Consider the following 14,247-nt stretch of genomic DNA (forward strand, 5'->3'; position numbering starts at 1 on the left):
GCCCGCCGAATCGGGTTCGAATGGACACGGTTCCGGCCATCCGCCGCAGATCGCGGAGAGGATGCCCGGGATCGTGTCCATTCACGTTTCGCGGTCACTCGAGCGGAAGGTCGCTCTCGGCCACGGTCGCATTGTCGGCCCGGAACGAGAACCGCGCGCGCACCTGCTCACCGTTGAGAACGCGCGGCAGCCAGTACTTCGCATCGTCCCACATCAGGTCGAACGGAATGTCGTCGAGCGCGAACCACCGCGGCGCCAGCTCTTCTGAAGGCTCCGGATGCCCGTGCCAGACGGTCGCGACGAACACGGTCGACTCCTGGCTCCACGCGGGCCTGTGCGGAAAGGCGTAGCTCAGAAAACCGGCCTCGCGGAGGTCGGACGGCGCCACGCGGATGCTCGTCTCCTCCTCCACCTCCCGCACGATGGCCTCGAGCGCACTCTCGCCGGGCTCGATCTTGCCGCCCGGGCCGACCATCTTGCCGACGCCCAGCCCGGTGAGCTTCTGGCCGAGCAGAACCTCGGTCCCGCCATCCGGGGCCGTGCGCAGCAGGTAGCAGACGCAGACCTGGTACGGGGTGGCCGGCACGGCGGGCTCGGCATGCTCGGCGGCGGTCATGGCTCGGTGTTCCGGCAACTCAGAGGTGCTTCAGCATGCGGGTGTTGCCGAGCGTGTTCGGCTTCACCCGAGCGAGGTCGAGGAACTCGGCGACACCTTCGTCGGGCGATCGCACCAGCTCCATGTACACCTCCGGCGCGACGAGCGAGAGCGGGGAGGCCGTGAAGTCGTGCCGCTCGAAGAACGACACCTCGAACGTGAGGCAGAAGAGGCGACTGAGCCCGAGCTCGCGGGCGTCCTCCTCGATGCGTTCGAGCAGGGCGTGGCCGACCCCCCTGCCGAGATGCTCGCGATCGACGGCGAGCGTGCGAACCTCACCGAGATCTTCCCAGAACACATGCAGCGCACCGCACCCGATGGGGGTGCCCTGCTCATCGACCGCGATGCGGAACTCCTGCACGGCCTCGTAGAGCACCACCGAGTCCTTGCCGAGCAGCACCCGCTCCTGCACCAGGGGCTCGGTCAACTTCTGGATCCACGGCACATCGCTCGTGCGCGCCCGTCGCACCGTGACGCCCGGGCGCTTCGCGGTGCCCCGCTCGGCGCCCCGGGGCCCGCGCTCCGCGCCGCCCCCGCTCTCAGCGCCGCCACCGCTCTCAGCGCCGCCCCCGCTCTCAGCGCCGCCCCCGCTCCCAGCGCCGCCCCCGCTCCCAGCGCCGCCCCCGCTCTCAGCGCCTTCGCCTGGTCGTTGAGCGCCGACATCCGTACCCATGGCATGTGCGGGTGTGGCGTCTGCAGGCATCTTCTCGGGCATCCTCCATCTTCCCGCACCCACCCCCATCCACGAAAACGCCCCCTCCCCGCTTCGTGAGACAGGTGCGCGCTTGTGAGACCGGCGGGCGCGTCTCACAAGCGCGTACCTGTCTCACAGACGGCCTTGGCGGCGGGGCGGGCGCGGGGCAGCGGGCGGGAGGGGGCGCGAGGGCGGCGGGGGACGACGAAGGGGCCGCCCACGTCAGTGGACGGCCCCTTCGGGAGGTGCGGCTAGACCTTGTCGATCGAGATCGCGTCGGCTGCGGTGATCTCCGCGAGCGGCTCGGGCGATGTCGTCAGGAAGGTGAACTCACCCTCGACGAAGTCGACGAAGATGTGGTCGCCCGCATTGAGTTCACCCTGCAGGATGCGCTCGGAGAGCCGGTCCTCGACCTCGTTCTGCATCGCGCGGCGCAGCGGCCGGGCACCGAGCGACGGGTCGAACCCGACCTCGATGAGGCGCTCCTTGCTCGAGAGCGACAGCTCTATGGTGAGGTCGCGGTCGAGCAGACGATCGCGCAGGCGGCCGATGAACAGGTCGACGATCTGCAGCAGCTCCTCTTTCGACAGCTGCGGGAACACGATCGTGTCGTCGACGCGGTTCAGGAACTCGGGCTTGAAGTGCTTCTTCAGCTCTTCGTTGACCTTGCCCTTCATTCGGTCGTAAGACGTCGAGACGTTCGTGGTCGACTGGAAACCGATCGGCGAACCCGTGATGTCTTTCGTACCGAGGTTGGTGGTCATGATGATCACGGTGTTCTTGAAGTCGACGACGCGGCCCTGGCCATCGGTCAACCGACCCTCTTCCAGAATCTGGAGGAGGGAGTTGAAGATGTCGGGGTGCGCCTTCTCGATCTCGTCGAACAGCACCACGGAGAACGGCTTGCGGCGCACCTTCTCGGTGAGCTGTCCACCCTCTTCGAAGCCGACGAACCCGGGAGGGGCACCGAACAGCCGCGAAACGGTGTGCTTCTCGCCGTACTCGCTCATGTCGAGCGAGATGAGGGCGTTCTCGTCGTCGAACAGGAACTCGGCCAACGCCTTGGCGAGCTCGGTCTTACCGACACCCGTGGGGCCGGCGAAGATGAACGATCCCGAGGGGCGCTTCGGGTCTTTCAGGCCCGAGCGGGTGCGGCGGATGGTGCGCGACAGGGCCGCGATCGCCTCCTCCTGGCCGATGACCCGCTGGTGCAGGGCCTTCTCCATGAACATGAGCCGCGAGGACTCCTCCTCGGTGAGCTTGAAGACCGGGATGCCGGTGGCCTGCGCCAGCACCTCGGCGATCAGCCCCTCGTCGACGATGCCCGACGCCTTGACGTCGCCCGACTTCCACTTCTTCTCGAGGCGCAGACGCTCACCGAGGAGGTTCTTCTCCTCGTCGCGGAGCGCGGCGGCCTTCTCGAAGTCCTGCTCCTCGATCGCCGCCTCCTTGCGACCGCGGACGGTCGAGATGCGGTCGTCGAACTCGCGGAGCTCCGGCGGGGCCGAGAGGATCGAGAGGCGCAGGCGCGCGCCGGCCTCGTCGATCAGGTCGATGGCCTTGTCGGGCAGGAAGCGGTCGGCGACATAGCGGTCGGCGAGGTTCGCCGCAGCCACGATGGCGCCATCCGTGATAGAGACCTTGTGGAAGGCCTCGTACTTGTCGCGCAGCCCCTTGAGGATGTTGATCGTGTGGGGCAGGTTCGGCTCGGCGACCTGGATGGGCTGGAACCGGCGCTCGAGCGCCGCATCCTTCTCGAAGTGCTTGCGGTACTCGTCCAGCGTGGTCGCGCCAATGGTCTGCAGCTCACCGCGGGCAAGCAGCGGCTTCAGGATGCTCGCCGCGTCGATCGCGCCTTCTGCGGCACCCGCACCGACCAGGGTGTGGATCTCGTCGATGAAGGTGATGATGTCACCGCGGGTGCGGATCTCCTTCGTGACCTTCTTCAGACGCTCTTCGAAGTCACCGCGGTAGCGGCTGCCGGCGATGAGCGAACCGAGGTCGAGCGTGTAGAGCTGCTTGTCTTTCAGCGTCTCGGGAACGTCGCCGCGAACGATCGCCTGGGCGAGGCCCTCGACCACCGCGGTCTTGCCGACGCCGGGCTCACCGATGAGAACGGGGTTGTTCTTCGAACGGCGAGACAGGATCTGCATGACCCGCTCGATCTCTTTCTCACGCCCGATGACCGGGTCGAGCTTGTTGTCGCGCGCGGCCTGCGTCAGGTTGCGCCCGAACTGGTCGAGGATCTGCGAGCCCTTGTCGGGAGCCTGGTCGTTGCCGCCCACTGCCACCGCCTCCTTGCCCTGGTACCCGCTCAGCAGCTGGATGACCTGCTGGCGAACTCGGTTCAGGTCGGCGCCGAGCTTGACGAGCACCTGCGCGGCGACGCCCTCGCCCTCGCGGATGAGGCCGAGCAGGATGTGCTCGGTACCGATGTAGTTGTGGCCCAGCTGCAGCGCCTCGCGAAGCGACAGCTCGAGCACCTTCTTCGCACGCGGCGTGAAGGGAATGTGGCCGGTGGGCTGCTGCTGGCCCTGGCCGATGATGTCTTGCACCTGCTCGCGCACGGCGTCGAGCGAGATACCGAGGGACTCGAGCGCCTTGGCAGCGACGCCCTCACCCTCGTGGATCAGCCCGAGCAGGATGTGCTCGGTACCGATGTAGTTGTGGTTGAGCATCTTGGCCTCTTCTTGGGCCAAAACGACGACGCGACGGGCACGGTCGGTAAATCTCTCAAACATGCTGACTCCTTGGGTACCGGGGCAGAGACGGTATCCGGTACATAAATGTTAACGAGAGGGGGCTGTTCCTGCTGCCCTGTTCGCCGTGGGCAGATAAATGCGTCGGATGCGGACGGATACACTGATTTTCGTCGCGCTGAGGCGGCGCCTGCCCCCGGGGCAGATCATTGGGGGAAAACACCATGCCGATCGTCACGCCTGCGCGCCTTCGGGCCGCGACCGCTTCTCTTGTGGCCCTGGCCGTGGTGGCCCTGGTCACGGTCTCCGCTGTCCCGGCCGCGCACGCCGACACCGACAAGTACGGCAATACGATCCTGACGCCGATCTCGGAACACCTCGACCAGACCGGGGTGGTGCAGCTGCACTACCCGACATCGTTGGCCGGCTACACGATCGATGCGTCTGCGAGCGACCCCGCCGACGTCGAGGTGCCCGCACTGCAGAGCACCGTGATCGCTCTGGACGGCTCGGCCGAGATCCGCAACTTCGCCGGGGCGATGCGCGTCAGAATCCTCTCCTACACCCCTCCCGCCCCTCCCGCCACCTGGCCGCCGACACCCCAGCCCCTCGTCGACAAGAGCGTGGGCGTCTACCGCGACCAGACCGTCTCGTACAGCTATGTTCCCGAGACCGACAGCTATGCCCCGGATGCCGCACTGCCCGGCCCCGTCATCCCGACGACGGCGACAGAGGCCCAGCACCTCATCCCGGTCACGAACTCGGTGGTCACACCCACGTCAGACGGGCCCGGCAGCGACCTCACCCTGGCCTTCAGCCGGATCACCCAGAACGGCGTGGGCAACTACACCGGCTACAGCAATGCAGTGACGAACTACGTGTACGACAGCACTCGCGAGCTTCTCGGCACCTCCCTCATCGCCCAGAGCCAGTATTCGATCACCGTTCCGGGGTCACACACCACCGGCGGGCAGTTCGTCGCCTCGTTCGACAGGTACGGGCTGCTCGTCACGTCGTACGGCATCCCGGCGACAGCGACCCCGACGCCTGTTCCCACGCCGACCATCACTCCGGCGCCGCCCCTCAGCACGGTCGACCAGCATCCGCTCGACACCGGCGTCATCACAATCGAGTTCGGCGCAGCCTTCGCCGGGTACACGATCGTGTCGACGACCGAAGACCCGACCGGGCAGGATGACCGGAGCATCGTGAGCGCGGTCGCCGACGCCGACGGAACGGTGTCGCTCACGCTCTTCGCCGGGTACGCCGACATTGACCTCTTCGCACCCGGCACGCAGGTGAGCGTCGACACCGGCCCTCTGAACGGGCGGCTCAAGCGGTATGACGTGGGGGTGTACCGGGCGCAGACCGTGGTCTATTCGTACAACCCGATCTACGGCGGTCAGTACGCCTTCGTCACGCAGCCGGGTGCTGCAGTCATCCCGGAGTCCTCGGATGTCGCTGGAGTGCTGTTGACGAACTCGACCTTCACCGTCAGCCCTGACCAGTGGAACCCCGGAGACGACGTCACGCTGCAGTTCAGCAATGCAGTGCCGACCGGAGTCGGGTACCCGACCGACGGCGTGCAGCTCGCGCACTACGTCTACGACTTCTCGGGGCCCGTGCCGCTCGGGCAGTCGTTCGAGTACTTCCCCGATGGCACGTACTCGTTCACCGTGCCGGGCGCCTACACCGTCGGCGACACGTATGCCGCCTCGTTCGACCGCTTCGGGCGGCTGTATTCGTACCTGCCGCTCAAGCGCGTCGGGCCCGCGCCGACGGCTACGCCCACGCCGACCGCGACCCCCACCCCGACAGCGACGCCGACACCCACGGCCACGCCGACGCCGACGGCCTCGCCGACACCGACACCCACCGTGACGCCCACTCCCGACCCGACCGTCACTCCGACACCCGACCCGACGGCCACTCCTGACCCGACCGTCACGCCCACCCCCGACCCGACTGTCACTCCGACGCCCGGCCCGACGGTGACTCCGACACCCACCGTGACGCCGACACCCGACCCCACCGTGACGCCGACACCCGACCCGACGGTCACGCCCGAGCCCACGGCCACGCCGACGCCCGACCCGACGGTGGCGCCGACCCCGGGCCCGACCGACCCGCAGCCCACCGCGACCGCCGGCCCGACAGTTACGCCGACGGTGACCCCGACGGCGACAGCCACACCCACCGGGACGGCCACACCGTCTCCGACCTCGACCGCTGTCGCACCCGTCCCGCCGGGCACCGACCCCGGAACACCGCCGGCCTCGGGCACAGCCGCGCTGCCGGGATCCTCACCGAGCGACCCGAGCGACCCGTCCTCGACGAGCGCCCGGGATGCCGCGGGACTCGCCTCCACCGGCCAGGCCGGGTTGCTCGGCGCAGCGCTGACCGGGCTGTCGATCCTGCTGCTCGGTATCGTGGCCGCACTCGTCACCCGGCGCCGACTGAACACCCCGCGGGGCTGACGCTCCCACAGGCAGAACCGCACGAACGAGAAAAGGGCTGGGCCGGCATCCGCCGGGCCCAGCCCTTTCGTCTCACACCGTCTGCCGGCTAGACCTCCGAGTAGCGGTACTGCGCTCTGATGAAGTACTCCTGGTTGCTCGTCAGCCCCGAGCGGAGGCCCGAGTCACCGATCGCCAGCGCCACGTTCACCCAGTGCTGCAGGCCCTCAGCGTCAGGCGTGCGCCCGAGGTACTTCTCGTACATCAGCGTCACCCGCTCGCCGATGGTCTCGCGCTCGTTCCAGAACTGCTTGATGACCCAGTCGCGGCCGCGCGTGGCGGCGAGGTTGCCCCAGAACGCCCAGTCCGACGGTGACCCGTCACGGTGCAGCAGGTCTTTGTAGAGCGCTGCGGCGAACGACGTGTTCGTTCCACCGTGGTTGGTCAGGTACTCCTGCGAGGCGTAGAACGACGTCTCGATGTCGTCGGTCGTGATGCGCCCGGCCTTCATGTTGTTCAGCCAGTCGGCGCGGCCCTTCGCATCGGCTCCGCGGCCCAGGATGTTCTTGTACGCCGCATCGATACGGATCAGGCGGTACTCGTCACTGTTCACGAACCCGTCTGCGACCGCCGAGGGCGGTGTGCCGTTGTAGAGCAACCGTACCCAGCCTGTCGCCTCGCCGACCGACGGGAGTCGGTTCAGAAAGTCGTAGTAGAGCGCGTTGACGACCGAGTTGTCGGCCACACCGTACTCGTCGCCGAAGCCGGGGATCGGGTTGATCAGGTGGCTGATCAGAACGTTCGACGTGACCTTTCCGTTGCCGGTGACAACGAACGGGTCACCGAACGAGACCGGCGAGTGCACCGAAGACCCGTCGTTGAAAGCGAACGTCAGGTACCGGGGGTACGACGGAGTGTTCGCGAAGATGACGTACGAGATGTAGTTGCCGTCACCGTCGATCGGCAGCTCGGCGACGCGGTTCCAGTGGTTGGCCTGGTTCGGGTCGGGCACATCGATCGACACCGAGGTGTGGGCCGGATCCGGAGCACCGGTGCACTGCTCGCAGGTCACCGTACCCTGCACGACGCCCGACGGCGACATGGTCCAGTCGGCCGTACGCGCCTGTCCGTCGGCGACGGCGACCGATGTACCGTACGGGTTCAGGATGGTCGCGCCCCACCACTGCAGGCCGAGAGACCCTTTGACGTCGGCGAACTGCAGCCAGTACGTGTCGGCCGTGAGGCCGGGTACCGTGTAGCGGCCGTCGCCGTCGGCGGTGACGGTGTCGAAAAAGGCTACGTCGCCGTCTGCGGTGAACGTCAGCACTGCGACGTCGGCCCCGGAGACGGGACTCCCTGAGACGCTCGAGACCACCCGGCCCGTGATACTGCCGGTGCCGACCGCGTCGGTGGAGCCGTTCGGGCTGGCCGCCTGCTTCGCTGCAGCGGCATCCGTCGCACCCTTCGGCAGATCGAGCGGATGCGTGGCCGGCGTGATGGTCTCGGTGTAGCCGGCGGCGGGCCGGTCGCTCTGTGCCGAGAGGGGCACAGGCTGCCCCACCGGCTCGGTTGCGAACGCGGGTGTTGCCGAAAAACCGGCTCCCACGATGACGATGGCGGCGATGGCCGCAGTGAACTTCTTCACGATCCCCCTCATACGGTGCCGAATACCCCACCCGGCAGTGCTCGAAACCTATCAGAAGCCTGAGTACGGGAATCGAACACCACAGTGACGGTTCGGTCACGATCGCAGTGCGTCAGAGGCCGCGCTTGGCCCGCTCTTCGGCCTCGATGCGGGCGAGAACCTTACGTTCGGACTTGTCGGAGCGCATGATGGCGCGCATCACGAACCAGAACAGCAGCCCGATCGCCAGGGTCGGGAGAAGGGCACCGAGGGCCGCGAGCACGTCATTCATCGTGCGTCAACACTACCCCGGGCATCCTGAACGATCACTTGACAAGCGGGAACAGGATGGTCTCACGGATGCCGAGGCCAGTGAGGGCCATCAGCAGGCGGTCGATGCCCATGCCGAGGCCACCCGAGGGCGGCATGCCGAACTCGAGAGCGCGCAGAAAGTCTTCATCAAGTCGCATCGCTTCGTCGTCGCCGGCAGCGCCCAGGCGGGCCTGCTCGATGAAGCGTTCGCGCTGGATCACGGGGTCGACCAGCTCGGAGTAGGCCGTGGCGAGTTCGAAGCCGCGGATGTAGAGGTCCCATTTCTCGACGACACCCGGGATGCTGCGGTGCGCGCGGGTGAGTGGACTGGTCTCGAGCGGGAAGTCCATGACAAAGGTGGGGCGCACCAGAGAACCCTTGACGAAATGCTCCCAGAGCTCTTCGACGTACTTGCCGTGGTTCGGCAGGTGGATCTCGATGCCTTCCCGGTCGGCGAGCGCCCGGAGGTCGTCGGTCGTGGTCGCCGGCGTGATCAGGATGCCAGCTGCCTCGCTCAGAGACTCGTACATGCTGATGCGATCCCAGTTGCCGCCGAGGTCGTACTCTGTGCCGTCGGCCCAGGTGACGGTCGTACCACCGGAGACCGCGATCGCGGCGTTCTGGATGAGCGTCTGCGTCAGCTCGGCCATGGTGTTGTAGTCGCCGTAGGCTTCGTAAGCTTCGAGCATCGCGAACTCGGGGCTGTGCGTCGAGTCGGCGCCCTCGTTCCTGAAGTTGCGGTTGATCTCGAAGACCCGGTCGATTCCGCCGACGACGGCCCGCTTCAGAAAGAGCTCGGGTGCGATCCGGAGGTACAGCTCGGTGTCGAAGGCATTGCTGTGGGTCGAGAACGGGCGGGCCGCCGCTCCCCCGTGCATGGTCTGCAGCATCGGAGTCTCGACCTCGATGAAGGCACGGTCGTCGAACGTCTTGCGCATACTGGCGACGGCGAGCGCGCGGGTACGCACCATCTTGCGCGCGTCGTCGCGCACGATGAGGTCAAGGTAACGGTTGCGCGCCCGCGTCTCCTCGTTGAGTTCGCCGTGCATGTTGGGCAGCGGCTGCAGCGACTTCGAGGCGATGCTCCACTCGGCGACCATCACGCTGAGCTCGCCCGTTCGGCTCGAGATCACCTCGCCACTCATGAACAGGTGATCGCCCAGGTCGACGAACTCCTTGAAGGCAGCCAGGGACTCGTCGCCGACGATCGCCAGCGAGAACATGCCCTGGATGCGTGCGCCGTCGCCCGACTGCAGGCTCACGAAGCAGAGCTTGCCCTTGTTGCGCAGATGAACGACGCGGCCCGCGACGCCGACGGTCTCGCCTGTGGTCTCGTCGGCGGTGAGCTCGCCGTACTTCGCGCGCACGGCCGGAATCGTCGTGGTCACAGCGACCGCGACGGGGTAAGGGTCCACGCCGGTGTCGAGCATCCGCTCGCGCTTCGCCATACGGATGATCTGCTGCTCGCTCGCGGCGGCCTCGGCTGCGGCGGCCTCAGCATCCTGCTCCTCGGCGGCCTTGACGGCGTCGAGGTCGATGCCGTCGGCGGGCTCGGGCTGGGCGTGCTTGGGGTGTGCGGTCATGCGGCGGCGGCTCCTTGAAAGTCGCACCCAGTTTACGGTGGCGCCGAGGACCCCGGGTGCGAGCGGCCTCTGCGCCAGCCGAGCGGGGGCGACGGGGCCAGCCGAGCGAGCGGCGTCAGCCGAGGTAGATGGACTCGTTGTCGATGAGGCGGGTGGCGCCGACCCGAGCGGCGACCAGCACGATCGCCCTGCCGCGGTAGTTGTCGTCGACCGGTCGGAAGGTGGCGGGGTTCACGACGCTGAAGTACTCCAGCTGGACGAGTGGCTCGCCCATTCCCGCCGACTGGGCGGCCGCGATGACCGCGTCGATTCCGCTGACCGCGGCAGACTCTGCCGCTTCGAGTGTTCGCGAGAGCACCCGTGCCGCGAGCCGTTCGCGCTCATCGAGGAAACGGTTGCGGCTCGAGAGGGCGAGCCCGTCGTCTTCACGCACCGTCTCGACGACCTCGACCGTTACCGGAATGTTCAGGTCGCGAACCATGCGGCTGACGACGAACACCTGCTGGGCATCCTTCTGCCCGAAGAGCACTGCGTGGGGCTGCACGATGTTCAGCAGCTTGTCGACCACCACGAGCACGCCGTCGAAGTGCCCGGCTCGGCTCCGGCCCTCGAACCGATTGCCGACATCGCCGGCGGAGATCTTCGTCTGGGTCTTGCCGTCGGGGTACATCTCCGAAGCGGTCGGGGCGAAGACGATCGACGCCCTGCCCTCCCGGTCGACGCCGGCGAGCGTGTCGAGGTCGGCGTCGAGGTCGCGCGGGTACCGGTCGAGGTCTTCTGTCTCGCTGAACTGCAAAGGGTTCACGAAGACCGAGACGACCACCACGTCTGCGACATCCTGCGCCCGGGCGACGAGCGCGAGGTGCCCGTCGTGCAGGGCACCCATGGTGGGAACCAGAGCCACGCGGGGTTCCGCGACTCCTCGGCCCCGGGCATCCTGAACCGCGGCAGCGACCGCAGCGCGCACCTCGACAATGGTGGCGGCGAGTGTCGGCACGGTATCTCCTTTACTGCACGGGCGAGATCGCTCCGCTGGGCCCGATGGGCGGGCCGGATGCTCGTGCACCCGCCCCGCGCCCCGCAATCGTCTGATCGCCGGCCGTGAGGCGACACCCGACGCCGCGCAGACGAACCGCCGCGGCCCCCGAAGTGACGCCCCCAGAATGTTACCCGGGTTGCCGCACCCCGCCGTACCCGTGGAGCGGGTCCCGCTCGGGGCCGCCTTCACACCGCCCGCCGTCACGAACCAAGCGGTAGGCCCAGTGCGTCTTCGGGGCCGACCGCACGCTGCAGTGCGTTCTCGACCGATGACCGCACCAGGGGAGCAAGAAACCGGCCCGGTGAACCGATGCCGATGCCGCTCAGGATGCCGGTGGCCTGGTTCACGATGGAACTCGAGAAGGTGGTCGCCGTCTCGATCGCATCGGCGTAGGCGGTGCGATCCTGCTCCGCCACGACGATCGGCTCCCCGCCCATCTCGACGACGAGCGCCTGACCGATCGGCAGCACGGGCGCTGGTGCGGTCACGGCGAAGTAGGCCCCTGCGAGCCGGGCGATATCGATGCTCGACCCGGTGAAACTCATCGCGGGGTGCAGCGCGAGCGGAATGGCGCCGGCCGAGAGCGCCGGTGCCAGCACTCCGATGCCGAACTGCGCGGCCGTGTGGATGACCAGCTGACCCGGCTGCCACGCCCCCGCCGCCGCGAGCCCTGCAACGAGCGACTCGAGCTGGTCGGAGGGAACCGCCAGCAGCACGAGTTCACTCCGCTCGATGAGCTGCGGGATCTCGAGGATCGGAGCGCCGGGCAACATCACCTCGGCCCGGTCGCGGCTCGCCTCGGAGACCGCGGCCACCCCGACGATCGCGTGCCCCGCACCGGCCAGGGCTGCGCCCAGAACCGGCCCGACGCGTCCGGCCCCGATGATGCCGATGCCGAGACGTCCGGAGCGCTGCTGGGGTGGGGCCATGCGTTCCAGTGTCACACAGCGGCCGCGCTCACACAGCCCAGCGGTGGGTAACGTCGGCGCGGAGGGCCTCGACGGCGGCCTCGGAGACATCCGTGAATGCTGTGAGAGCGGAGGCGCGGTCGATCACGCCGAGCTCGGCTCGCACCGGCCCCGAGATCGTGGTGAAGTGCAGCTCGGCGAGGTCGAGCATGCGGCGCACCGGGCCCTGCGACACCCGCACGCTCTGCAACCGGGCCAGGGGCAGCACGGTCAGTCGCCGCCAGAAGAAGCCGGTGCGCAGCAGTACGGCATCGCCGGAGCGGGCGAACCCGGTGCGCCGCCAGGAGAACGGTCTCAACCACTGCGCCCGCCGCGGCGTCGACGAGAACGCGGATGCTGCGACCGACGCCGCACCCGGCCCCGCGGAATCCGCAGCCGCGCCCGGCCCCGCCGCACCCGGCCCCGCGGAATCCGCAGCCGCGCCCGGCCCCGCCGCACCTCCGCCGCGCGCCGTCAGTCCCGCCAGAACCAGGCCCTGCGTCTCAACACTCGCCAGCCCCGGCAGCAGCAGCGCCAGCACTTTCTCGACGTCGGCGATGCGCCCGACCGGCAGCAGCAGAGTGTGGGGCGCCGACGACGACCCGCGGCCCGACGCGTGTCCCGCCCTGTTGATGCGGATCACCCACCAGCCCATCGGCCGCCACAGAATGGGCTGCGTCACCTCGATCGCGTGGATTCGCCCCGGCGGCAGCGTGTCGTTGCTGGTGGTGAAGAGTCCGAAGCCGACCCGTACGCCGTCGGGGGTCGCCGCAATCGAGTAGCGCACCGACTTCGAGAACCGCCGAACGTAGTACCCGAGCGAGCCGAGCACGCTGGGAAGCAGAAGGAACAGCAGGAAGTATCGGTGCCAGACGACGGTCGAAACGAAGAGTGCAGCGATGACGAGCAGCAGCACGACGGTGAACTCGCTCACGACGAGCGATCCGAGCAGGCGAAGCGGCGAGATCTTCACGACCGACTCGGGTGGCGCCATGGCAGGGTCGAGCTCCGGCCCGAGCAATTCGTTCACGCGACGGTTCAGGATGCCGGCTTCGCCGGTCGACACCGCGCTCCCGCTCACCGCGCTCCCGCTCACCACTCCCCGCGCCTCCGCACTCACGGCAGCCTCTGCGCGCTGCACCCCCGACGCGCGCCGCAGGATCTCACGGCGCAGCTCGTCGACCTGGCTCGATCCGAGGTAGGAGAGCTCGACCTTGGCATCCTGCCCGGCGACGTTCAGCTCGATGCGGGCCGCGCCGAACAGCCGAGCGAGCAGCGGGCGGGTGATGTGGATCCCCTGGATGCGGTCGAGTCGGGCCTGACGGTTGTGACGAAAGAGCACCCCGCTGCGCACCTCGACGGCATCCTCGCCGATGCGGAAGGTGTGCATCCGCCAGGCGAGGGCGAATGCAGCGATCGCGAGCAGCAGCACTCCGATCACGATGAGGATCGCGACACCGGTCTGCCCGGTCTCGTAGATGGCGGTGATCGGGTCGCCGCCGAAGGTGCGACCGGAGTCGCCCGAACCCTCGCCGCCGCCCCCGCCCGGCCCGGTCGGCCCGCCCGTCTGGCCGATGACCAGCTCGACGAGGCGCTCGCGCAGGTTGCCGATGACGAACGCCAGAATGGCGACGAACGCGATACCGCCCTTCAGGAGCGGCGACGCCCAGTGCAGCCGGTGCCACTCCCCGTCGGTCAGGAGTTCGACGGCCCGCCGCACGACGTCGCTCACAGGCCCGACCGGCGTGACTCTGCCAGTGCGACCAACCGGTCGCGCAACTCGTCGGCCTCGGCCTCGGGCAGCCCCGGAATCACGACCCCGGTCGCAGCCGCGGCCGTCACGAACTTGAGGTCGCTCAGCCCGAGGGCGCGCCCGAGCGGTCCGCGGTTGACGTCGATCAGCTGCATGCGCCCGTACGGAACCGCGACGATGCGAAAGAACATGATCCCGCGACGAAAGAGCAGATCGTCTTCTCGCAACTGGAATCCGATCGCACGGGCCCGGCGGGGAGCCACCACGAGCAGCACCAGCATTATCGCGAGCGAGACCCCGAGCATCCACCACCCGAACCACGCCCCGAAGACGTAGACGAAGAACAGGCTGATCGCGGCGAGCACAACACCGGTCACGAACGAGCCGGCGATCTCGATGCCCACATACCTCGGACTGACTCGCCGCCACTCACCGTCGTGGGCCAGCCGGCGCGACCCGCGCACCCGACGCGCCCTGCGCGTGGG

At 68.2% G+C, this 14,247-nt stretch carries 11 protein-coding genes; 1 reads left to right on the plus strand and 10 read right to left on the minus strand.

The features are described from left to right. Positions 1-94: 94 nt before the first annotated feature. The 3 genes from B7R24_RS14455 to B7R24_RS14465 form a co-directional block, all read right to left on the minus strand. Positions 95-616 carry an 8-oxo-dGTP diphosphatase gene (locus tag B7R24_RS14455; RefSeq protein WP_116419683.1) on the minus strand — a complete coding sequence of 174 codons (522 nt, stop codon included), beginning with the start codon at positions 614-616 and terminating at the stop codon, positions 95-97. Between the two features lie 19 nt (positions 617-635). Continuing rightward, positions 636-1,124 carry an amino-acid N-acetyltransferase gene (locus B7R24_RS14460; protein ID WP_116419684.1) on the minus strand — a complete coding sequence of 163 codons (489 nt, stop codon included), beginning with the start codon at positions 1,122-1,124 and terminating at the stop codon, positions 636-638. A gap of 476 nt (positions 1,125-1,600) precedes the next feature. Then, the gene (locus B7R24_RS14465; protein WP_116419685.1) at positions 1,601-4,090 is read right to left on the minus strand and encodes an ATP-dependent Clp protease ATP-binding subunit; all 2,490 of its coding nucleotides are present in this window, start codon (positions 4,088-4,090) and stop codon (positions 1,601-1,603) included. A 182-nt stretch (positions 4,091-4,272) separates the two neighbouring features. Here B7R24_RS14465 and B7R24_RS17860 point away from each other — a divergent pair, with 182 nt between their 5' ends. After that, complete coding sequence (locus tag B7R24_RS17860) at positions 4,273-6,525, plus strand: hypothetical protein (protein ID WP_216363712.1); 2,253 nt, start codon at positions 4,273-4,275, stop codon at positions 6,523-6,525. Between the two features lie 88 nt (positions 6,526-6,613). On the opposite strand, the gene B7R24_RS14475 is transcribed toward B7R24_RS17860, so the two are convergent. From B7R24_RS14475 to B7R24_RS14500, 7 genes are all read right to left on the minus strand, one after another. Continuing rightward, positions 6,614-8,149: a DUF4214 domain-containing protein gene (locus tag B7R24_RS14475; RefSeq protein WP_172582846.1), complete on the minus strand. Its 1,536-nt coding sequence runs from the start codon at positions 8,147-8,149 to the stop codon at positions 6,614-6,616. Positions 8,150-8,261: 112 nt separating this feature from the next. Then, a complete protein-coding gene (locus tag B7R24_RS17660) occupies positions 8,262-8,420 on the minus strand; it encodes a hypothetical protein (protein ID WP_172582847.1) in 159 nt (52 codons plus the stop codon). Between the two features lie 34 nt (positions 8,421-8,454). After that, a complete protein-coding gene (gene lysS / locus B7R24_RS14480; RefSeq protein ID WP_116419687.1) occupies positions 8,455-10,023 on the minus strand; it encodes a lysine--tRNA ligase in 1,569 nt (522 codons plus the stop codon). Positions 10,024-10,138: 115 nt separating this feature from the next. Further along, a complete protein-coding gene (gene panC / locus B7R24_RS14485; RefSeq protein ID WP_172582848.1) occupies positions 10,139-11,020 on the minus strand; it encodes a pantoate--beta-alanine ligase in 882 nt (293 codons plus the stop codon). A gap of 242 nt (positions 11,021-11,262) precedes the next feature. Then, positions 11,263-11,991, minus strand: a complete 729-nt coding sequence (locus B7R24_RS14490; protein WP_116419688.1) for a Rossmann-like and DUF2520 domain-containing protein — start codon at positions 11,989-11,991, stop codon at positions 11,263-11,265. Positions 11,992-12,019: 28 nt separating this feature from the next. Continuing rightward, on the minus strand, positions 12,020-13,741 hold the full coding sequence (locus B7R24_RS14495) for a PH domain-containing protein (protein ID WP_116419689.1): 1,722 nt from the start codon (positions 13,739-13,741) through the stop codon (positions 12,020-12,022). Beyond that, entirely contained in the window at positions 13,738-14,208 is a 471-nt protein-coding gene (locus tag B7R24_RS14500) for a PH domain-containing protein (RefSeq protein WP_116419993.1), read from the minus strand. The genes B7R24_RS14495 and B7R24_RS14500 overlap by 4 nt, the downstream gene beginning before the upstream one ends. Positions 14,209-14,247: the final 39 nt, after the last annotated feature.

Origin of the sequence: Subtercola boreus (assembly GCF_003399645.1) — a bacterium.
GTDB lineage: Bacteria > Actinomycetota > Actinomycetes > Actinomycetales > Microbacteriaceae > Subtercola > Subtercola boreus_A.

Excerpts from the sequence above, each read along its gene's own strand:
- B7R24_RS17660 (WP_172582847.1), bottom strand. The coding sequence starts at position 8,420 with ATGAATGACGTGCTCGCGGCCCTCGGTGCCCTTCTCCCGACCCTGGCG.
- B7R24_RS17860 (WP_216363712.1), top strand. The coding sequence starts at position 4,273 with ATGCCGATCGTCACGCCTGCGCGCCTTCGGGCCGCGACCGCTTCTCTT.
- B7R24_RS14465 (WP_116419685.1), bottom strand. The coding sequence starts at position 4,090 with ATGTTTGAGAGATTTACCGACCGTGCCCGTCGCGTCGTCGTTTTGGCC.
- B7R24_RS14490 (WP_116419688.1), bottom strand. The coding sequence starts at position 11,991 with ATGGCCCCACCCCAGCAGCGCTCCGGACGTCTCGGCATCGGCATCATC.
- B7R24_RS14455 (WP_116419683.1), bottom strand. The coding sequence starts at position 616 with ATGACCGCCGCCGAGCATGCCGAGCCCGCCGTGCCGGCCACCCCGTAC.
- lysS (WP_116419687.1), bottom strand. The coding sequence starts at position 10,023 with ATGACCGCACACCCCAAGCACGCCCAGCCCGAGCCCGCCGACGGCATC.